The organism is Paenibacillus marchantiae (genome assembly GCF_028771845.1).
GTDB lineage: Bacteria > Bacillota > Bacilli > Paenibacillales > Paenibacillaceae > Paenibacillus > Paenibacillus marchantiae.
In genome coordinates, this window is the sequence record NZ_CP118270.1 from 3582686 (window position 1) to 3604787 (window position 22102).

The window sequence follows — 22102 nt, forward strand, 5'->3', positions numbered from 1 at the left end:
AGAAAGAAATTAAGGAAATAGCTATTTCACATGCAGTAAAAATGATACAATTCGTATCTATAAGTGCAGGTAATTAAAATTATATTTGGAGTTAATATTTCCTTTTTCCGATCGTTAATGGACTACATCTAATTAATAATTCTCTAAATAAGAGCTCAAACGATATGTTTGAATTCAGTATACGAAAATGAGTTGCCTGTTAAAATGTGCACTCTTTCTCCTTACCATGTATGCCCTTTTACAAGTTCTTTCTATTCCATAAACAATGAAGCCTTGCTGTGTTTTCTAACACTGTTGCTAGTCGACAAAAAGACTGGAGCACTTAAAATAAATAGATACAAAATGTATCGTTTATAATAGAATGAGAAAAGTAAATATGAAAAAGAGGTGTGAACTATGAAAGAAATTCAATCTGCTGCGGCAAAGAAAATGAAACAGGAGTGGGTGACACCGCAATTGGAAGTGCTGGATATTAGCGAAACCATGAACGGTGGTGAAGGAATTTGGCAATATGTATGGGGCGGGGAATTTTGGAAGCTCGAAATGTTGGTCAGTTAGATAGATAAAACGAGTTCATAGGGTCACCGGACTTACTACTATATTTGGATGAGGTGAACGATTGTCATGAGTATTCAATGGAAATGGATGATTCGTTTAAGTGTGTTTTTAATATTTTTCGGGGTGTGTGGTCTGCTGTATTCTGGAACGACATATGCTGCATCCAAAAATGTTTCTGCGGAGGGGCAAGTTAATAATCTTGCTCAAACTTCAAAAATTTATGGAAAAATTACTGATATGGATGGTTTTCCGGTGAAAGATGTAAATGTAAATATTAAGATGTACACATTCGAAAACAGCGAAATAGCAACCAAAACAATTAAAACCAATTCCAAGGGAGAGTACAATTTTGAAACAACGTTAAGTGAAGGCATACGCATCAAGATTAGTCTGGTTGCCAAGGGGTACTTGGACACCGACAAAAATTATATTAGCTATTATTTGATTCCGGGAGAAACAAGGGCATTTAATTTTTCCCTCTATGAACCAGCAACAGTTGTAGGCAAAGTTACTGATCAATCAGGAAAACCAGTTGTGGGTGCTGTCATTAAAGCAACAACTGTCAGCCAGTCTGTGAAGACGGACAAGGATGGAAACTACGCAATTACAGGTATTAATCCTTATTACGCCCCTGATATTGTGGTTTCGGTTGATGCAGATGGGTATGTTCCTTACACAAAATATCTTTTTCTATATACCGGTGTTACAGAGAAGTTGAACATAACACTTCAAGAGGCCGCCAAGGTGAGTGGCTTGGTGCAAGATGAACAGGGGAGGCCAGTGGCTGGGGCCACGGTATCTATTAATAATCTTAAGATGATAACAGACAAACAAGGCAAGTATTCAATGGATCGACTGTCTCCGGGAATAAGCATAATCTCTGTTGAAGCGGATGGTTATATCAAGCAAACGATTAGGGTAACTTTGGTCAAAGGACCTAAAAATACTTTTGATTTTATTCTCAAGAGTAATGTAGACAAAACCCCTCCTGTAACCAAATATGCTTTAATTCCTCTAACAGAGGTATCCAACGGAAAACAATATATTAATGGATTTAATTTTAAGTTAAAGGCAACGGACGAAGTTGACGGATCTGGCTTGAAAATGACCCAGTACAGAATCAATGGTGGGCAATGGATCACGTTTACCGGACCAATAAAAATCTATGCTCCTGAAGTCAAAACAGTGGAGTATTTCAGTACGGATGTCGCCGGGAATCAGGAAAAGATAAACAAAATGGATTTTTTGAATGGGAAGTATGAAGGAGCAGGATCATACCCGTATTGATTAAATAGCTATCTATAATGAAAAAAAAGGCGACGTTGACTCTAAGAATTCCTCCGCTGGGGAAGAGTCGAAGTCGTCTTTTTGCATCCTAAATAACTAGAACGAGATAATGTTATCCACATTCCTTTGAATCCAATGAACCGATCAGTGTATAATCAAGAGGGTAATCCAGTTTTGCTGCACCGTTTGATTTTTCATAAATGAGTTGATTCGCATCGCAGGCTTGAACTGCGGTCATGGATAATTTTTTATAATCTGGGAGGCATGGTCATGAGTAAATCTACCCAAACGGGTAACGTTGTAAGAGAAGCCATTCAAAATCGTCGTACCGTCAAAAAGTTTAAAAAAGAAGCTGTCCCCACACAGCAGATTATTGATTTGTTGGATACAGCCGTATGGGCACCCAATCATAAATTGCGTGAGCCGTGGCGGTTTTTATTGTTTAGCGGAAGTGGACTGAACAAGCTGGCAGACGCTATTGATGCAGAGATGGGAGAGGATAACAAGTTCTCTGCCAATATCAAACAGGTCCCTTCCGTCATGCTTGTCGTTATGGAAGAAGATCCGCGCCAGAATATCTGGGATGAAGATTTTGCTGCAGTGAGTGCATTGGTACAGAACTTTCTACTCGCTGCATGGAGTGAAGACATTGGTACGTTCTGGGTAACCAAGCCTTTCTTGTACGGACCAAAATTCCGTAAGTCCCTTGGCGTTCAGGCTGGGGAAAAAATTATCGGCATGGTTTACATGGGGTATCCAGATGTTATTCCTTCTGCCAAAGAACGTACACCAGCCAAGGATAAGCTGACTATATTTGAATAATTGATATCTTGTTCGCCACTTATTCAAAAGAAGATGTTCTATGAAAAACCCCTGCACATATCCCTCCTATACAGAGGAAATTTATGCAGGGGTATTTGACTTGTTAATTTATATAACCTTAAGTTTGAAATCTACAGATATCTCGTTTGAACCTATCATAATGTTGAATGGTGAAGGCACGTATTTCCCCTTATAGCATTTATCGCCTGGATGACTCTCGCTCAAAATAAATTCAAATCCAGTTGACGATACTGTATCGCCTCAGCCACATGAGCTGTCAAAATGACGCCTTCATGGTCCAAGTCTGCGATCGTCTGGGCCATCTTAATAATTCGATCATGTGCACGCATGCTCAGGTTCAGTGCTTGCAGTGTCTGCTGGAGCAGTTGGTCTGCTTCTTCAGGCAGACTGATCGTTCGGCGCAGAAGAGTTCCTGATAACTGACTATTCCAGCGAACTGAACTATTAGCATATCTTGCGGCCTGAATATGATGAGCATGAATGACTTTGGCCTGCATTTCCGCAGATGAAGGAGAAGCGCCAGCCTTGCGCCACTCGCTCGGGGGAGGAACTTCGACCTGAAGGTCGATGCGATCTAGCAGCGGTCCCGAGATTTTGGCACGGTAGGCGGCAACACGGGCAGGACTGCATATACATCTTTGATCCTCCGATTGGGCAGAGAGATAACCGCAAGGACAAGGATTCATAGAACAGGCGAGCATAAATTGTGCTGGAAATGTGAAAGCAGCTCTCGCCCGACTAATGGTGACTTTACGATCCTCCAATGGTTGTCTTAACACTTCTAGGACTTGCCGCTGAAACTCAGGCAGCTCATCCAGAAACAATATACCCCGGTGGGCAAGACTTACTTCACCCGGTTTGGGGATGCCGCCGCCTCCAATTAGACCTGAAGTGGAGATCGTATGATGTGGAGAGCGAAAGGGTCTGTCTGCGATGAGACCATTCGAGGTATCTTTAAGCTTGCCTGCGGCACTTAGCACTTTAGTTACTTCCAGCGCTTCGTCTTCGGACAATGGTGGGAGAATCGTAGGCAGCCGTTTAATTAACATCGTTTTCCCTGTTCCTGGTGGTCCGACGAGCAAAATATTGTGCATGCCTGCTGCGGCAATCATGAGTGCACGCTTTACATGATGCTGTCCCAGTACATCACTATAATCATCGTCCAACGATGGAGATCGCATTGGACGCTCATGGCGCTCAATATTACCGACATTGGGATTCAGAGCAGACAGATGGGCGTAATCTTTTAAAACAACAGGCCCCGTATTCTGTAGCATTCCTTCCTTGTTCTTTGAATTCGTTTCCTGTTCAGGAACGATATCTTGCAAATGACGAATACCATATATCTGGATACCCCGAATTAGCGAAGCCTCTTCCAGATTATCGGCTGGCAGAAGAACGGAGGTAAAGCCTAGCCGTTTCGCCAAATCCACCATGGACAAAATGCCAGGAACAGATCTCACTGAACCGTCCAATGCCAGCTCACCCACCACCAATGTCCGTTCCTGCACAGGAAGCACTAGCTGACCACTTGTTGTAAGTAAACCAATAGCGATGGCAAGATCGAAAGAAGATCCTTCCTTGCGCAGATCAGCGGGGGCCAGATTGATCGTAATCCGTTGCAACGGATACTGGTAACCACAGTTTTTTATGGCGGCACGAACACGTTCAACCGCTTCACGAATAGCCGAATCCGGCAATCCGATAATAGACGTCTGGGGTAGCCCGTTCGACAAATCTGTTTCCACTTCAATTAAAACGCCGTCAATTCCATATAAACAGGCACTATGCAGTTTTCCATACATAATAAAAGAAACACCTCACTTCGTCCTTGGCGCGCATAATACAGGCCAGTCTACGAATTAAGGTGCTTCCTCAGCTTCTAACAAGCATTTTATATAAAAGAAATCAGGGCGTCAACCCGTCATTGTCATAGCTGCTGTATATCTATCCCTGACTCCTGAATTGTTTACAGTTTCCGCATGAAGTTTCTAGCAGAAGTATAGAATGTTCAGTTCTGAATCAATGTCGCGCTTTAGTGAAAAAGGATGTAGATGCTGGTTGAGCTATATTAACATATCAATAGTTTTTTGTTACGTTGTCATATGATTTCGATCGTATATACCCCAAATTATATTTTATACAATTCAATTTAACACTATTAAATTGAAAAGTAAAATCATTTGTGCTCAATTATTCTGTTTTTCTTCTAATTTATGATAAGATAGATGAAGGGCTCCTTATAATTCGCCGAATTATAGCGGATATAACAGTTGTAAGCCTCTATTATTAAGGTATATAGAATGCACAATAGGTAGGTGAGACAGTTATATGCAGAATGAAAGTTTGAAGCTGGATAACCAATTATGCTTTGCCATATACGCTTGTTCACGTGAAATTACGAAGATGTACCAGCCCTACCTTGAGGTGCTTGGTGTAACTTATTCTCAATACTTGGTCTTGATGGTATTGTGGGAACGTGAAGAATGTACGGTTAAGGAAATCGGAGAGGCACTTTACCTCGATTCAGGGACTTTGACGCCTCTTCTGAAACGTTTGCAGTCAGCAGGACTTATTCATCGTGAACGTTCAGCTCAGGACGAACGGAAAGTATTGATTACCCTTACAGACGCTGGGCGGGAACTTCGCCATAAAGCCTTGTCTATACCTGAAGCGATTCAGGAAGATGCATGTCTGAACAGTTCAGAGTTTGAATCTCTACTGGGACAGTTCAAAGGCCTTCTGGAGAAAGTCCATCAGACCAATACCAAAGTAGCCAGAAAATAAAATGCATCATTAGTAATACTATTAAAAAAACCTTGGCTTATTAGCTAAGGTTTTTTCCATTAATATCCAAGCATTCACAATATGGGATCATACCCATATCAAAATACTGTCTATTAACCATTACTTTTTTAAGGAAAGCGTTTTAAAAACATGTTACAATGAATTGGGTTTAAGTGAAAATAGTCAACATTTGTCTTTTGTTAGTCTACCAACCCGCCTTGTTGCAGTCATGTTGATAGGAGGATTCGAGAATGAATATCCATGAATATCAAGGAAAAGAAGTACTGAAACAGTATGGAGTCACCGTTCCAAACGGAAAGGTTGCTTATACAGTCGATGAAGCGGTTGCGGCCGCAGAGGCACTGGGCAGTCCAGTGACTGTAGTCAAAGCGCAAATTCATGCAGGTGGCCGGGGGAAAGCCGGCGGTGTGAAAGTAGCGAAAAGTATCGACGAAGTTCGTGCTTACGCATCCGAAATTTTGGGAAAAGTATTGGTAACACACCAGACTGGACCTGAAGGTAAAGAAGTGAAGCGTCTTCTGATTGAAGAAGGATGCGATATCCGCAAAGAGTATTATGTGGGTGTTGTTGTGGACCGTGCCACAGGCCGCGTCGTAATGATGGCTTCCGAAGAAGGCGGTACAGAGATCGAAGAAGTAGCTGAAGCTACACCTGAGAAAATTTTCAAAGAAATTATTGACCCTGCAATTGGATTGCAAGTGTTCCAAGCACGTAAACTGGCGTACAGCATTCGTATTCCGAATGAGTTGGTGAACAAAGCGGTTAAGTTTATGCTTGCATTGTACAAAGCATTTGTCGAAAAAGATTGCTCCATTGCCGAGATCAATCCACTCGTTGTTACAGGAGATGGAAACGTTATCGCGCTGGATGCAAAATTGAATTTTGATTCCAACGCCTTGTTCCGTCACAAAGACATTTTGGAATTGCGTGATCTGGATGAAGAAGACGAAAAAGAAATCGAAGCTTCCAAATACGACCTGAGCTACATAGCACTTGATGGCAACATCGGCTGTATGGTCAATGGTGCGGGACTTGCGATGGCGACGATGGATATCATCAAATACTATGGCGGCGACCCGGCTAACTTCCTCGATGTTGGGGGCGGTGCTACAACAGAGAAAGTGACCGAAGCTTTCAAAATCATTTTGTCTGACGCCAAAGTGGCGGGTATCTTCGTTAACATTTTTGGCGGAATTATGCGTTGTGATGTCATTGCCAATGGTGTTGTTGAAGCCGCGAAGCAGCTTGGCCTGACTAAACCGCTGGTTGTTCGTCTTGAAGGAACTAACGTGGAGCTTGGTAAACGTATTTTGGGTGAATCCGGCCTGAATATCGTCCCTGCTGATTCCATGGCCGATGGTGCACAGAAAATTGTTGCCCTCGTAAAATAAGTTCATTCCTGGGCAAATTGCTGCCTTAGTTCCGGAGCTGTCCGGCACTTGAAAAATAACCGTAAGGATGTGAAGCAACGTGAGTATTTTGATTGATAAAAATACAAAAGTCATTACGCAAGGCATTACGGGTTCAACGGGAATGTTCCACACGAAGGGCGCATTGGACTACGGAACCCAGATGGTAGGTGGCGTTACACCGGGTAAAGGCGGAACCAATGTTGATATCACGCTGGAAGATGGCAAAGTAGTCAGTCTGCCGGTGTTTAATACAGTACAGGAAGCGAAGGAAGCTACTGGCGCAACAGCGAGCGTCATCTACGTTCCTCCGGCATTTGCAGCGGATTCCATCATGGAAGCTGTTGACGCAGAGCTGGATCTCGTGATCTGTATTACAGAAGGTATTCCGGTACTTGATATGGTCAAGGTTGACCGCTTCATGGAAGGAAAAGATACCGTTCTGATCGGACCAAACTGTCCGGGCGTTATTACACCAGGTGAATGCAAAATCGGCATCATGCCAGGTTATATTCATATGCCTGGTCACGTTGGCGTGGTTTCCCGTAGTGGAACACTCACCTATGAAGCCGTTCATCAATTGTCTGCGCGTGGAATTGGACAATCTTCTGCTGTGGGAATCGGTGGTGACCCGGTTAAAGGATCCGAGTTCATTGATATCCTGAAACGGTTCAATGAAGATCCGCAGACACGTGCTGTTATCATGATTGGTGAAATCGGTGGTACGGCTGAAGAAGATGCTGCAGAGTGGGTACGCGATAACATGACCAAACCGGTAGTTGGCTTCATCGGTGGTGTTACGGCGCCTCCAGGCAAACGTATGGGTCATGCGGGTGCTATTATCTCTGGCGGTAAAGGTACAGCCAAAGAAAAAATTGCAAAACTGGAATCTTGCGGAATCAAAGTTGCTCCGACGCCAGCTGAAATGGGCTCGACTCTTGTGAGCGTACTTGAAGAACGCGGAATTCTGGATTTGTGCACGACACATTAATTCTTTTTCGTTATAATAGAAGAAACGGTGCAGGGAAATTATTTTTCTGGTGAGCCGACTATTGATAATACGGAAAAGGTAAGCAACCTTTTGTCCTGAACAGGGCGAAGGGTTGCTTTTTTGCGTTTTTTTACGGGGTGTAAAAGGGAGCTGTTGTCTGCCTGTAAGAGTAAACGCTTGCAATCCGTTGTCACTTAACACACAATATGAGGGAAGATTTTCTTCCCGCTATGGGAGGTTTCTGATTATGGAAGAGAGATGGATTTTGGTTGGACTGCATGAAACGGATGGTATTGGTAAGAAAACAATCTCGAAACTGCTATCAGGACAACATCAATTGACGGATTTTCTAGATTATAAAGAAGGAGATTGGATTGCCGCGGGTTTACGCAAGGATCAGGCTGTGCGTCTAACCAAGCAATTCAATATCGACTGGATTGAGCAGAGACAAGAGGGTGTATATAAACAGGGAATTGAGATCGTTACCTATCTGGATCAAGACTACCCCATATTAATGAAGGAAACCGTTCAGCCACCCTGGGTAATGTACGGTCGAGGAGATATGAATCTGTTGCACGCTCAATCCATTGCAATGGTAGGAACACGTATGCCTACTGTATACGGACGTAAAATTGGTGAAAAGCTGGCAGAGCAACTATGCAAGGCAGGGCTGACCATTGTAAGCGGGCTTGCCAGAGGAATAGATAGTGTGTGCCACGATGCAACTCTTCGTGCAAACGGCAAAACCATTGCGGTATTTGGGACAGGAATTGATAACATCTATCCACCGGAAAATACAAGTCTTGCCGAACGAATTGCCGAAACAGGGCTGCTTTTATCAGAATATCCTCCGGGTACACGTGCGCGTCAGGGATTATTCCCGGAACGTAATCGGATCATTGCAGGGTTAACTCTCGGTACGCTAGTCGTTGAGGCTGATATCCGAAGTGGATCACTCATTACAGCAGATGCTGCACTCGAAGCGGGAAGAGACGTGTTTGCAGTCCCAGGTCCCATTACATCTCCCAAAAGCCGAGGCTCGCACAATCTGATTCGTCAGGGGGCAAAATTGGTGACCTGTGCCACAGATTTATTGGAAGAGTTTCGATTGGACTTGCCAAAAGCGGAGCAACTTCCTTACAATAGAGGACGTTCGGCGGAAAGCAGTGAAACTTCCAATCAAGGAATATTCCCTGTCGTAAAACTATCTTCAGATGAACAACGTGTTATTTATCTGCTAGAGCAGGAAGAGCAATCACTGGATCAACTTGTGGAACAGCTCAACTGGGATTTTGGACATTTGCATTCAGTTCTGTTATCTTTAATCATAAAAAAGCAGATTAGCCAATTACCTGGAACCAAATACGCGAGGGTATGACGATGCTGCGATCAAGGCAGCATGTGAAAATAGATTATTAGCGGAAGTTAGTCCTGCTGCTAATGAAGTATGAATCATAAAAACAAGCAGCAGTTTCATGACTGAGAGGAGGATGAACCTATGGCGGATGCACTCGTAATCGTGGAGTCGCCCTCAAAGGCGAAGACGATCGGCAAATATTTAGGCAGCAAGTTCATCGTAAAAGCTTCGATGGGGCATGTACGCGATTTGCCAAAGAGTCAGATCGGCGTTGAGGTAGAGAATGATTTTAATCCGAAATATATTACGATCCGCGGTAAAGGTTCAATTTTGAAAGAACTGAAGGATGCACGAAAGAAAGTGAAAAAAGTGTATCTCGCAGCTGACCCGGATCGCGAAGGTGAGGCTATTGCTTGGCATTTGGCCCATGCACTTGAACTGGATGAAACTGCGGATTGCCGAGTAGTATTTAATGAAATTACGAAACAGGCTGTCAAAGATGCGTTCAAAACGCCGCGTAAGATCAATATGGATCTGGTTAATGCGCAGCAGGCCAGACGTATTCTGGATCGGCTTGTAGGATATAAAATTAGTCCGTTATTATGGAAGAAAGTCAAAAAAGGATTGTCCGCTGGCCGCGTTCAGTCTGTGGCCGTCAAAATCATTTTGGATCGTGAAAATGAAATTAATGATTTTGAACCGGAAGAGTACTGGAGCATTACTGCCAAACTGACAGCGGACGGAAATCCGTTTGAAGCCAAGTTCCATCAGTTAAACGGTACCAAAACCGAACTTGGTAGTGAGGCAGAAGTGCAGGCCATTTTAAAACAGATCGAGGGCGCTTCTTTTACAGTCAAAGAAGTTAAAGAGAAGGAACGCAGCCGTAACCCTTCTGCTCCGTTTACAACGAGTTCCTTGCAGCAGGAAGCCGCACGTAAATTGAATTTTAGAGCTTCCAAAACGATGTCTGTCGCCCAACAGCTGTATGAAGGCGTAGACCTCGGAAAAGAAGGCACAGTCGGTCTCATTACGTATATGCGTACGGACTCTACCCGAATTGCAGCATCGGCTCAGGAAGAAGCCAAGGAATACATTATTGGCAAGTATGGTGAGCCATTTGCACCAGAGACGCCTAGAAACTATTCCAAAAAAGCAGCCAATGCTCAAGACGCGCATGAAGCGATTCGTCCAACGTCGATTTTGCGTGATCCGGATTCCATTAAATCGTTTATGAGTCGTGATCAATTCCGGTTGTACAAATTGGTTTGGGAACGTTTTATAGCGAGCCAGATGTCATCTGCCGTTCTGGATACACTCTCCGTGGACATTGCTGCAGGAGATACGATTTTCCGGGCAGCGGGTTCGAAGGTTCGTTTCCAGGGATTCATGAAGGTGTATGTAGAAGGTAACGATGACGGTACAACGGAAGAAGATCGTCTGCTGCCTCCGCTGAAAAATGGAGATGTGCTGGAGAATCGGGAGATCGAGCCGAAACAGCACTTTACACAGCCGCCACCACGTTATACGGAAGCAAGGTTGGTTAAAACACTTGAGGAGCTGGGCATAGGGCGTCCGAGTACATATGCGCCAACGCTGGAGACCATTCAGAAGCGCGGATATGTTGCTATTGAAGAGAAGAAATTCATGCCAACGGAACTGGGCGAACTGGTCATCGAACAGATGGAGGAGTTCTTCCCGGAGATCCTGAATGTGGAGTTTACCGCCAACATGGAAGGTGATCTTGACCATGTGGAGGAAGGGTCGGAGGATTGGGTCAAAGTACTCGCAGAATTCTACGAATCTTTTGAGAAACGGCTTGAGTTTGCAGAAGAAGAAATGAAAGAAATCGAGATTGAAGATGAAGTATCGGATGAAATATGTGAGAAGTGCGGCAAACCGCTCGTTTATAAGCTGGGTCGTTTCGGCAAGTTTCTCGCATGTTCCGGATTTCCAGATTGCCGGAATACCAAACCGATCATCAAGGATATCGGTGTAACCTGTCCGAAGTGTAAGGAAGGGCATGTTGTTGAACGCCGCAGTAAAAAGGGACGTATTTTTTATGGTTGCGACAAATATCCTGAATGTGATTTTGTATCATGGGATAGACCGTCAGCGAAACCATGTCCAAGTTGTGGATCACTAATGATTGAGAAACGGAACAAACAGGGAACACGATTACAGTGTACTTCATGTGATCATCAAGAGCCGGTAGAGGAACCGGAAGAAGATTGAGCGGATTAGCATAATGGGGGTAAATGATTTTGACGAATGAACAACAAGTAACCGTTATCGGTGCCGGGTTGGCAGGAACAGAAGCAGCTTGGCAGATCGCAAGTCGCGGTGTGCGCGTAAAACTATACGAGATGAGACCGGTTGTGAAAACACCGGCTCACCATACAGATAAATTTGCAGAACTGGTATGCAGCAACTCGCTTCGTGCGAATGGGTTGACTAACGCAGTTGGTGTATTGAAGGAAGAAATGAGAATGCTTAATTCTCTGGTATTGGGTGCAGCAGACCGTCATGCTGTTCCAGCAGGTGGAGCACTTGCTGTGGACCGGGACGGATTCTCAGGCGAGATCACATCTACACTTCATCAGCATCCACTCATCGAAGTAGTTAATGAAGAGCTGACTTCTTTGCCGCAAGACGGAATCGTTGTTGTTGCAACGGGGCCTTTGACTTCACCAGCATTGTCAGAGCAAATCAAGGCTCTTATGGGTGAAGAATACTTCTACTTCTATGATGCGGCTGCGCCAATTATCGAAAAAGATTCCATTGATATGAATAAAGTTTATCTGGCTTCACGTTATGACAAAGGCGAAGCAGCGTACTTGAACTGTCCGATGACAGAAGAGGAATTCGATGTATTCTATGAAGCGTTAATCACAGCGGAAGTTGCTCAACTGAAAGAGTTTGAGAAAGAAATTTACTTCGAAGGCTGTATGCCAATTGAAGTCATGATGAAACGTGGTAAACAAACGGCTTTGTTTGGTCCGATGAAACCTGTAGGACTCGTCAATCCGCATACTGGAGAACTGCCTCATGCTGTTGTTCAGCTTAGACAGGACAATGCAGCAGGAACGCTGTACAATCTGGTCGGATTCCAGACGCATCTGAAGTGGGGAGAACAAAAGCGTGTCTTTTCTTTGATCCCTGGACTTGAAAATGCGGAATTCGTCCGTTATGGCGTTATGCATCGTAATACATTTATCAATTCTCCCAAACTGCTTCGTCCAACGTATCAGTTCAAAGAGCGTCCGAACCTGTTCTTTGCAGGTCAAATGACGGGAGTAGAAGGTTATGTAGAATCTGCGGCATCCGGTTTGATCGCGGGTATGAATGCAGCCAAAGCAGCGCTTGGACAGGAACTGGTGGTATTGCCGGTGGAGACCACGCTGGGCAGTATGGCACAATATATTACAACAGCTGATTTCAAACACTTCCAGCCAATGAACGCAAACTTCGGATTGCTGCCGAAGCTGGAAACTAAAATACGCAACAAAAAGGAAAAGAATGAAGCACTTGCGCAGCGTGCATTGGACGGTATTGCCCGTTTTGCAGCAGCAGAAGGTCTAACCGTTCCGGAACGCGTGTAAATTAATCGTGGGAGGAGGCTGATATCATGGATATGTCATTTCATGCTACAACGATCTGTGCAGTTCGTCATAATGGCAAAGCAGCCATTGCCGGTGATGGTCAGGTGACCATGGGGCAAAGTGTTGTGATGAAAAATACAGCCAAAAAGGTAAGACGTTTGTATCGTGGACAGGTTGTCGCCGGTTTTGCCGGTTCCGTGGCGGATGCCATTACCTTGTTTGAGAAATTCGAAGGCAAGCTGGAGGAACATCATGGTAATCTGCAGCGTGCAGCGGTAGAACTTGCCAAGGATTGGCGCCAGGATCGGATTTTGCGCAAACTGGAAGCACTCCTTATTGTTATGGATAAGACAGGTATGCTGCTGATTTCTGGTGGTGGCGAAATAATCGAGCCGGATGATGATGTTATCGCTATTGGCTCGGGAGGAAACTTCGCGTTATCTGCTGCACGTGCGTTAAAACGTCATGCAGTGGATCTGGAAGCAAAAGACATTGCTCGTGAATCACTCCAGATTGCTTCAGAGTTATGCGTATATACCAACAATAATATAATTGTTGAAGAGTTGTAAGAAAAGCAATCTCCCGTTATGGGGCATGATGATTAAATCGGCTCCAGTTACTTCGTGGAGATTCTTTGTTCTTGTAGGTAAGTTTATAACGTTCTATCTCATAAACAAGGTTCACATACTGGTAGGAGGGAAGCTATATGGATACTCAAGCGTTAACGCCAAGACAAATCGTTGCAGAGCTTGATAAGTACATTGTAGGTCAAAAACAGGCTAAAAAATCGGTAGCGGTCGCCCTTCGCAATCGTTATCGCCGTAGCCTTTTGCCCGAAAATACCCAAGATGATATTGTACCTAAAAATATTCTGATGATTGGACCTACTGGTGTTGGTAAAACAGAGATTGCACGCCGACTGGCTAAGTTGGTAGGAGCTCCATTCGTAAAGGTGGAAGCTACGAAGTTCACGGAAGTGGGCTATGTTGGCCGTGATGTGGAATCTATGATTCGTGATCTGATTGAAACATCGCTGCGGATGGTCAAGCTGGAACGCACAGAAAAGGTTAAGGACAAAGCGGAAGAGGCTGCCAATGAGCGGATCGTACATATTTTGGCCCCTTCACAATCCAAATCCAAAAATCAGCGGAATCCGTTCGAAATGATTTTTGGCAATAATGGCAACAACACGCCAGAAACCGATGAGCAGGAACCGGATACGGGAGTAGCTGAACGGCGACGTAAAATCAAATTTGATTTGTTATCTGGCAAGCTGGAAGATGACGTTATCGAGATTGATGTGGAAGATACCACGCCAAACATGATGGACATGTTCGCTGGTCAAGGAAATGATCAGATGGGGATGAACATGCAGGAGATGTTTGGTAGTTTATTGCCACGTCGTACCAAAAAACGTAAACTGGCGATTAAGGAAGCTCGTAAAGTATTGATTCAGGAAGAAGCGGGCAAGTTGATTGATATGGATGATGTTACTCAGGAGTCCATTCGCAGGGCGGAACAGACAGGTATCATATTCATTGACGAAATTGATAAAGTTGCCAGTCAGGGACGCGGTAGCGGCCCCGATGTATCCCGTGAAGGCGTACAGCGTGACATTCTGCCAATCGTGGAAGGATCTACGGTAATGACGAAGTATGGCCCTGTCAAAACGGATTATATCCTGTTTATGGCAGCTGGTGCTTTTCACGTAGCCAAACCCTCGGATCTTATTCCAGAGCTCCAGGGGCGTTTCCCGATCCGGGTGGAACTGAACAGCCTGACGCTTGATGAATTTGTATCAATCCTTACGGAACCTAAAAATGCGTTAACCAAGCAGTATGTGGATTTGCTGCGTACAGAGAATATTGAGATTGAATTCTCGGATGATGCCATTCGTGAGATTGCCAAGCTGGCTGAGAACGTGAATCAGAATACGGAAAATATCGGTGCACGGCGTTTGCATACTATTCTGGAGAAACTTCTTGAGGATCTGTCTTTTGAAGCGCCAGAACTTACGCTGGAGCGTATGGTAATCACTCCGGAATATGTACGTGAGAAATTGAATGACATTGCACTTGATCGTGATTTAAGTCAATATATCTTGTAACACAGGTGTAGAGCTCTGTTCATGGTGTGATTGTAGGTTGAATGACGGTATACAATGGATGAATAAAGATCAAACAACTACACGGAAATAGGATATTTGGTCCTGGTTCTGACTGTAGAAGACTTTATTCGATCCAGATGTATGCCGTTTATTTTTGTTTTATCCTAATATAATGCCGTATTGTAACCGATAAAAAAGATGGAGTTGTATAAGATGGAAGATAATCTAGGACTTGTGCCGCAGAGAAAATGTAATTAAACCCTAAAGACGTGCTTACAACACATATTTGATAATTCTATAAATTCCAATAAAAGGATTTTGTTTTTCCAAGTCTGGTTATCGGTTTAATCAGAAGCTTGATAAAAAATTGCATAAATGCGCAAAAAGTGAATGAGATGGTATTGCGGATGTGACAAAATATTCTTGTGAAATTTAAATAAGCTAGCTCTGTTTAAATGTTAAAAAAGTGTTTTAGATATTAAGCTGAAACAAATAATTCGAAATGGATATTTTGTCAATTAGCAATTTCATAGAATAGAAAAGTCTCTAAGGGAAATTATAAAAAAGCTTATTATATCGGTAAATTTTTCTAATAGGAGATCGTTTGAAGCTTTTCGATGGATTCCTTGTTTGTATTATTATGATGTACTGAATCGTATAGAAGCATAGTATAAATTTTAAGAATGTTTAAGAGCTCATATCGAGCACTTAAGCTTATTTTTGTTTTGGGCCCCAACATTTACGAAAAAATTCATAATTTGCAGAAAATACACAAAAAGCTCTGTCTTTCAGAAAAGATAGGGCTTTTTTCTTATTGTAATATATCCCAATCTCGAAGAAACTTATGTTATACGACAACATCAGAGTTAATTCTACTTAAGTCCTAGAAAACCGTGTAAAAGCGAATGTTTTTTGTCGAAAAAACATAAGCATCCTGACGGAAAAAGATTGAATCTATTTCCATAATTTCTAAAGAGAGGAGGGCGATTATGAATCTTTTGAATGATATTAGTTTTCAAAGGTTACAAGGTGCACTCGATGCCTCCAACATTAGACAACGAACGATTGCTGACAATATTGCGAATGCGGACACCCCGTATTTCAAGCGTTCGGACGTTGCTTTTGAAGAAATGCTACAAGAACAAATGAATGGAGACATGCCTGTTCTTAAAGGGAAAGTAACGGATTCAAGGCATTTTGTCATAGGTCCTTCCTCTTCCATACCTACACCAGTAGTTAATATGGACCAGTCAACATCCATGAATAACAACCAGAACAACGTCGATGTAGACAAAGAAATGAGTCTTCTGGCGGAGAACCAGCTGCGTTACAACGCTTATATTCAGCAAGTGAATGAACAGATCAAAATGATGCGTGTTGGAGTCGAAGGGAGATAACTTAGGTGAATATCAGTAACAGTTTCAGTATTAGTGCATCGGCTCTAACAGCTCAGCGTTTGCGAATGGACGTCATATCTTCCAACATTGCCAACGCGGAGACGACGCGCGCGAGTGTAACCAACGGCGAGGCAGTTCCTTACAAGCGCAAGATGGTTGTGCTTGAACCCAACAAAACTTCTTTCAACAGCTTGCTTCAAAATCAGATGAAAAGCAGTGGGTCTGGAGAGGGAGTTAGAGTATCGGAGATTCGTGAAGATCAGTCACCTCTGAAACCGGTCTACGACCCTACACATCCGGATGCCAACGCTGAGGGGTATGTGTACATGCCTAACGTGGATATCGCGAAAGAAATGGTGGACATGATCTCGGCTTCACGCTCATATGAAGCAAACGTCACAGCTTTGAACTCAACCAAAGCAATGATATCCAAAGCACTGGAGATTGGAAGAGCCTAGTTAACGGCTTAAAGGTGGAAAAATTCCATAAAACCTAAGAACAGAAATGAAAGGGAGGGACATTAATGATTCAGAACAACATGTTTAGCACACAGGGGATTCAACCGCTTCAGATGCAAAGTACGGCACAAAGTAAACCATCTACGCCAGCCGAAACCATTCAGAGCTTCGGTACATACCTACAGGATGCGCTAGGGTCTGTAGCTGCACAGGAGACCCAAGCACATGAAATGTCAAACCAATTCCTGGTTGGAAAAGTGAACGTTGATCAGGTGATGATCGCTTCTGAACAGGCCCTGCTGAGTCTTCAACTTACGACTCAAGTCCGAAACAAAGTAGTCGAAGCATATCAGGAGATTATGCGTACGCAATTGTAAATTGGCTTAAATGCGCTTCGACAACAGCGCTGATTACTACAACAAGCAGCTGCGATGCTGCTCCTGACCGTTAAACTTTAGAACCTATAGAGATTGCGGAGGGACAGACCAAGCAAAGTTTCGGATGGGGTGACAGAGTGAATGAGAGAATTGCCCAATACAGGGATAAAGCATCCCAGTATTGGAATAGTTTTAGCAAAAAGCAAAAAGTATTATTTATTTCCACCTTCCTGTTTTTAATTTTGGCTGCAGTTGTACTAACCATGCAATTGTCAAAGACGGAATATGAAGTTGCTTTCACGGATTTGAATGCAAGTGACTCTGCAGGCGTCATTAGTTATCTTGATTCCTCCAGTATTCCATACAAATTAAGTGCAGACGGTAAGACCATATCTGTACCGAGCACGGATGTTGCTATTGCAAAAGTGAATATCGGATCACAAGGAATTATTCAGAATGGTTCATTAGGATATAAGTCATTTGAGGAGTCATCATCTCCAATCGGGATGACGGATAAAGAGTTCGATGTGAAGTATAACAACGCATTGAACGGAGAAGTGGAGCAGTTGCTTCAACGGATGCAAGGCATACAGGATGCTAAAGTACTGGTCAATATGCCAAAAGATAATATCTTTGCTGGCCTAGAAGAGCAGGATAAAGCATCAGCATCAGTGGCCCTGCAGTTTAAACCGGGTTATCACCCCAATCAGGCTGCGGTAGATGGATATTTTAATTTGGTCAAAACAGCCATTCCCAATCTACCTATAGAAAACATAACGATTACGAACACGGATGAAGCGGAACTGATTCCTACGGCCCGAGGTGGTAGCGGGGGATTATCTTCTGAAGTCCAAGAAAACATGGCGTTACAGAAGAAATTCGAAAATGATGTTCGCAATAATGTGAAACAATTTCTTTCGCAGATTGTGGGTGACGAGAACGTCAATGTTCTGGTTGCTTCCAAGCTTAATTTTGACAAGGAAACGCGGAAAGAAAACCTGGTCACACCAGTCGATGTAGATAATATGAAAGGCATCGAGATTAGTGTGCAAGAGATTCAAAAGAGTTACACTGGGGCAAGCAATCCAACAGGCGGTGTTGCTGGCACAGGTCAAGAGGAAGTTCCGGGTTATCCATCATCGGATGCATCAGGCAACTCAACCTCGGAGGAAACATCCAGCACCAAAAACTACGATGTCAACCGAATTGTTAAAGATATCGTTTCCAGTCCATACACTGTAAAAGATTTAACCATTAACGTCGCGGTTGAACCACCGGCAGGACAAACAGAAATACAAGCACCGGTTCAGGATGCAATTGAAAATATCTTGGTTAACATTGTTCGTGCATCATTGGCGGACTCAGGCACTGTAATAAGTGACGCAGACTTGGCCAAAAAAGTTTCGGTAATGTCTCAAGGTTTCCAGACTGCTGCGGCAACAAATACAGGCTTCAAGCTTTCCACCGGAATGATGTGGGGCATAGGAGCACTGGTGGCAGCATTGATTGCAACGGTTGTTATTTTGTTAGTGCGCCGTCGTCGCAAACAAAACGAAATAGAAGAAGAGGACATTCCTCTTCCAGTAGCAACAGAGTTTCCGTCCATTACGTTGGACAGTGTAACGAACGAAAGTCAAGTGCGCAAACAATTGGAGAGTTTGGCAAAGAAAAAGCCAGACGAATTCGTCAATCTGCTGCGTACGTGGCTGGCTGACGAATAGAGGTGAACGCATTGGCGAAGGCAAGCAGTCAAGGTCTGACTGGAAGACAAAAAGCAGCAATTTTGTTGATTACATTAGGTCCGGAAGTATCCGCGCAAATCTTCAAACATTTGCGGGACGAGGAAATCGAACAACTGACGTTGGAAATTGCCAATGTTCGCAAAGTGGATGCTTCTGAAAAAGATATGATTATGTCTGAGTTTCACCAGATCTGTTTGGCACAGGAATATATCTCACAGGGCGGTATTACGTACGCGAGAGAAATTCTGGAGAAAGCACTCGGGTCGCAAAAAGCACTTGAAGTTATTAACCGTTTGACGGCTACGCTGCAAGTTAGACCCTTTGACTTTGCGCGTAAGGCGGATCCGAACCAAATATTGAACTTCATTCAGAACGAAAGTCCGCAAACGATTGCTCTGGTATTATCGTATCTGCAATTTGAGCAGGCAGCAGCAATCTTGTCCTCGTTACCACAAGAGAAGCAAGCCGATGTAGCACGCAGAGTTGCTGTTATGGACAGTACGTCTCCAGAAGTCATTTCTCAAGTGGAACGGGTGCTCGAACAGAAATTATCTTCTACTGTTACGCAGGATTATACAAATGCGGGTGGTATCGAATCCATCGTTCAGATTTTGAACGGCGTCGACCGTGGTACGGAACGTACTATTCTCGACTCGTTGGAAATTCAAGATCCGGAACTTGCAGAAGAAATCAAAAAACGCATGTTTGTATTCGAAGATATCGTCAATGTGGACGATCGTTCGATCCAGCGTATTATCCGGGATATCGACAACGCAGATTTGCAGTTGGCACTCAAAGTGGCAAGCGAAGAAGTACGGGATGCTATATTCCGAAATATGTCGAAACGGATGTCCGAGACGTTCAAGGAAGAAATGGAATTCATGGGACCGGTTCGGTTGCGTGATGTTGAGGAAGCTCAGACCCGTATCGTAGGAACGATCCGTAGATTGGAAGAAGCTGGTGAGATCATTATCGCTCGCGGTGGAGGAGATGATATCATTGTCTAATTTGATTAAATCTTTCCAGTATGTACCGGTTGATGACCGCAAACGACTCGAAAATCATCATCATTATGGTGGACTGGAGTATGATGCGGAGTTAGATGGTGAACGTGCTGAAGGTTCTGAAGCTGAGATGCTTCAGGCACGCGTGGACGAAGAAACACAACGTCTTACCGCGGAGATGCTGGAGGATGCCAAGGAGTTTGCAGAAAAGCAGGTACGTGATGCTTCGGAGGAAGCGGAGCGATTGCTTCAAGAAGCCCGTGAACAGATAGATAGCTGGTGGCAGGAGCAGCGTCAGCAGGATGAACATCTGACTGAAGCGCTTCGTTCACAAGGTTTCCAGCAGGGTTTTGAAGAAGGCAAAGTACAGGCTGAACTGGATCTCCAGGTGAAGATCGAAGAGATGATGAAGGAAGCACGCGGGGTGCTTGAAGAAGCTTACGTTGCCAAAGATCAGATTATTCAGGAAGCAGAGCCTTTCCTTGTGGATCTCGCCTGTGGTATCGCTGAGAAGGTGATTGACAAACAACTTTCGGTTGAACCAGAACACACGCTTGAACTAATTCGTCAGAGTTTGTCTCGCAAACGTGAACAGGGGATGATCACCTTATGTGTGGCACCTGATCAATTTACTTTTGTGCAGGCTGCACGTGAAGAGTTGGCTATGGCAATTGACTCTCAGGCAGAATTGCAGATTTTGCCTGATGCTACGGTAAAAGATAAGGGTTGTGTTATACGGTCGTCGTTTGGAAGCGTAGATGCCAGAATTGATACCCAGCTCGCTGAAATTAAAAAAGAACTGATCCGCATAGCACTTGAGGATGAGGGGCGAAAAAATCAACATGAAGATTCTTAGCTCACAGCGATACATGGAACATCTTAAGCAATTTGATCCCGTTCGCATTAACGGTAAGGTCACTCAGGTCATTGGTCTTATGGTTGAGTCGGAAGGTCCGGATGCCAGCATTGGTGATGTATGTTACATCTACCCTGGAAAATCTGCCAAGCCACTTCAGGCAGAGGTTGTCGGGTTTCGGGATAACAAAGTTTTGCTCATGCCACTTGGTGAACTTCAATCCATTGGTCCTGGGTGTGATGTGGTCGGAACGGGTAAACCACTTGGGGTTCAGGTTGGATCAGAATTGCTTGGTAAAGTGTTAGATGGATTGGGACAACCTTTGGACGGTTCCTTGTTACCCTCCAGAATGCCGATGTACTCCACATCCAATACGCCAGTGAATCCGATGGACCGACCACGGGTACTCGAAACGATGAGTGTAGGTGTGAGAGCCATTGACGGTCTGTTGACGGTTGGCAAAGGACAGAGGGTCGGCATATTTGCCGGATCAGGTGTTGGTAAAAGTACGCTTATGGGTATGATCGCCCGCAATACAGCAGCAGACGTCAATGTAATTGCTTTGGTAGGCGAGCGGGGCCGTGAGGTTCGTGACTTTATTGAACGGGATCTGGGTCCGGAAGGACTGGAACGATCTGTCGTTATTGTCGCTACCTCTGATCAACCTGCTCTGATTCGAATCAAGGGCGCGGTCATCGCAACTACGATTGCGGAGTATTTCAGAGACAGAGGCATGAATGTCATGTTGATGATGGACTCCGTTACACGTTATGCCATGGCACAGAGGGAAGTGGGACTTGCCGTGGGAGAACCTCCTGCAATGAGAGGATACACTCCTTCTGTTTTTGCGAGTTTACCCAAGTTGCTTGAGCGAGCGGGGACTGGACCCACAGGTTCGATTACTGCTTTTTACACCGTCCTTGTCGACGGGGATGATATGAACGAACCGATTGCAGATGCGGTGAGAGGTATTTTGGATGGTCATATTGTACTGAATCGGTCCATCGCAAACAAAGGTCATTTCCCTGCCATTGATGTGCTTGCGAGCATTAGTCGGGTTATGAAGGATATTGCTCCTGAAGAGCAGCTGGAAGCCGTTAATAATATGAAGAGACTGATGGCTGTGTACAAGGAATCAGAGGATTTAATTAACATTGGGGCTTATCAAAGAGGTTCAAATGCTGCCATTGATGAATCGATAGACCAGATTGATAGCATCTGGAATTTTACAAGGCAGAAAGTCGATGAAAAAGTAACGCTGAGTGAAGTGCAGGAACGTTTGATTCTTGAATTTGCAAGGAGATGAATG

At 44.1% G+C, this 22102-nt stretch carries 19 protein-coding genes; 18 read left to right on the top strand and 1 reads right to left on the bottom strand.

Annotation, left to right across the window (positions count from 1 at the left end):
* The first annotated feature begins 396 nt into the window (after positions 1-396).
* The 3 genes from PTQ21_RS16400 to PTQ21_RS16410 all read left to right on the top strand — a co-directional run bounded on the left by PTQ21_RS16400 (position 397) and on the right by PTQ21_RS16410 (position 2667).
* Entirely contained in the window at positions 397-558 is a 162-nt protein-coding gene (locus tag PTQ21_RS16400; RefSeq protein ID WP_256337823.1) for a paeninodin family lasso peptide, read from the top strand.
* Between the two features lie 66 nt (positions 559-624).
* The gene (locus tag PTQ21_RS16405) at positions 625-1845 is read left to right on the top strand and encodes a carboxypeptidase-like regulatory domain-containing protein (RefSeq protein WP_274566379.1); all 1221 of its coding nucleotides are present in this window, start codon (positions 625-627) and stop codon (positions 1843-1845) included.
* A 270-nt stretch (positions 1846-2115) separates the two neighbouring features.
* Entirely contained in the window at positions 2116-2667 is a 552-nt protein-coding gene (locus PTQ21_RS16410) for a nitroreductase family protein (RefSeq protein WP_090805383.1), read from the top strand.
* A 221-nt stretch (positions 2668-2888) separates the two neighbouring features.
* Here the strand turns inward: PTQ21_RS16410 and PTQ21_RS16415 are convergent, their stop codons facing one another.
* Positions 2889-4493: a YifB family Mg chelatase-like AAA ATPase gene (locus PTQ21_RS16415; RefSeq protein WP_274566380.1), complete on the bottom strand. Its 1605-nt coding sequence runs from the start codon at positions 4491-4493 to the stop codon at positions 2889-2891.
* A 526-nt stretch (positions 4494-5019) separates the two neighbouring features.
* On the opposite strand from PTQ21_RS16415, the gene PTQ21_RS16420 reads away from it, so the two are divergent.
* From PTQ21_RS16420 to fliI, 15 genes are all read left to right on the top strand, one after another.
* Positions 5020-5475 carry a MarR family winged helix-turn-helix transcriptional regulator gene (locus PTQ21_RS16420; protein ID WP_063566420.1) on the top strand — a complete coding sequence of 152 codons (456 nt, stop codon included), beginning with the start codon at positions 5020-5022 and terminating at the stop codon, positions 5473-5475.
* Positions 5476-5726: 251 nt separating this feature from the next.
* On the top strand, positions 5727-6887 hold the full coding sequence (gene sucC / locus PTQ21_RS16425; protein WP_053783785.1) for an ADP-forming succinate--CoA ligase subunit beta: 1161 nt from the start codon (positions 5727-5729) through the stop codon (positions 6885-6887).
* Between the two features lie 79 nt (positions 6888-6966).
* Positions 6967-7896 carry a succinate--CoA ligase subunit alpha gene (sucD, locus tag PTQ21_RS16430; protein WP_063566419.1) on the top strand — a complete coding sequence of 310 codons (930 nt, stop codon included), beginning with the start codon at positions 6967-6969 and terminating at the stop codon, positions 7894-7896.
* A 247-nt stretch (positions 7897-8143) separates the two neighbouring features.
* The gene (dprA, locus tag PTQ21_RS16435) at positions 8144-9274 is read left to right on the top strand and encodes a DNA-processing protein DprA (RefSeq protein WP_063566418.1); all 1131 of its coding nucleotides are present in this window, start codon (positions 8144-8146) and stop codon (positions 9272-9274) included.
* A gap of 120 nt (positions 9275-9394) precedes the next feature.
* On the top strand, positions 9395-11485 hold the full coding sequence (gene topA / locus PTQ21_RS16440; RefSeq protein ID WP_064639074.1) for a type I DNA topoisomerase: 2091 nt from the start codon (positions 9395-9397) through the stop codon (positions 11483-11485).
* Positions 11486-11508: 23 nt separating this feature from the next.
* A complete protein-coding gene (gene trmFO, locus PTQ21_RS16445) occupies positions 11509-12852 on the top strand; it encodes an FADH(2)-oxidizing methylenetetrahydrofolate--tRNA-(uracil(54)-C(5))-methyltransferase TrmFO (protein ID WP_420800333.1) in 1344 nt (447 codons plus the stop codon).
* Positions 12853-12878: 26 nt separating this feature from the next.
* Positions 12879-13421 carry an ATP-dependent protease subunit HslV gene (gene hslV / locus PTQ21_RS16450; RefSeq protein WP_024630205.1) on the top strand — a complete coding sequence of 181 codons (543 nt, stop codon included), beginning with the start codon at positions 12879-12881 and terminating at the stop codon, positions 13419-13421.
* 137 nt (positions 13422-13558) lie between these two features.
* On the top strand, positions 13559-14959 hold the full coding sequence (gene hslU, locus PTQ21_RS16455) for an ATP-dependent protease ATPase subunit HslU (RefSeq protein WP_063566415.1): 1401 nt from the start codon (positions 13559-13561) through the stop codon (positions 14957-14959).
* 989 nt (positions 14960-15948) lie between these two features.
* The gene (gene flgB, locus PTQ21_RS16460; protein ID WP_053783790.1) at positions 15949-16356 is read left to right on the top strand and encodes a flagellar basal body rod protein FlgB; all 408 of its coding nucleotides are present in this window, start codon (positions 15949-15951) and stop codon (positions 16354-16356) included.
* A gap of 5 nt (positions 16357-16361) precedes the next feature.
* Complete coding sequence (flgC, locus tag PTQ21_RS16465; protein WP_063566414.1) at positions 16362-16814, top strand: flagellar basal body rod protein FlgC; 453 nt, start codon at positions 16362-16364, stop codon at positions 16812-16814.
* 65 nt (positions 16815-16879) lie between these two features.
* Complete coding sequence (fliE, locus tag PTQ21_RS16470) at positions 16880-17191, top strand: flagellar hook-basal body complex protein FliE (protein WP_024630209.1); 312 nt, start codon at positions 16880-16882, stop codon at positions 17189-17191.
* 137 nt (positions 17192-17328) lie between these two features.
* Positions 17329-18912 (top strand): flagellar basal-body MS-ring/collar protein FliF, encoded by a 1584-nt coding sequence (gene fliF / locus PTQ21_RS16475; protein ID WP_274566385.1) that lies wholly within the window; start codon positions 17329-17331, stop codon positions 18910-18912.
* 11 nt (positions 18913-18923) lie between these two features.
* Positions 18924-19940: a flagellar motor switch protein FliG gene (gene fliG, locus PTQ21_RS16480; protein ID WP_063566412.1), complete on the top strand. Its 1017-nt coding sequence runs from the start codon at positions 18924-18926 to the stop codon at positions 19938-19940.
* A complete protein-coding gene (locus PTQ21_RS16485) occupies positions 19933-20793 on the top strand; it encodes a FliH/SctL family protein (protein WP_274566387.1) in 861 nt (286 codons plus the stop codon). Before fliG ends, PTQ21_RS16485 begins: the two co-directional genes overlap by 8 nt.
* Positions 20780-22099: a flagellar protein export ATPase FliI gene (gene fliI / locus PTQ21_RS16490; RefSeq protein WP_053783794.1), complete on the top strand. Its 1320-nt coding sequence runs from the start codon at positions 20780-20782 to the stop codon at positions 22097-22099. Before PTQ21_RS16485 ends, fliI begins: the two co-directional genes overlap by 14 nt.
* The last annotated feature ends 3 nt before the right edge of the window (positions 22100-22102 follow it).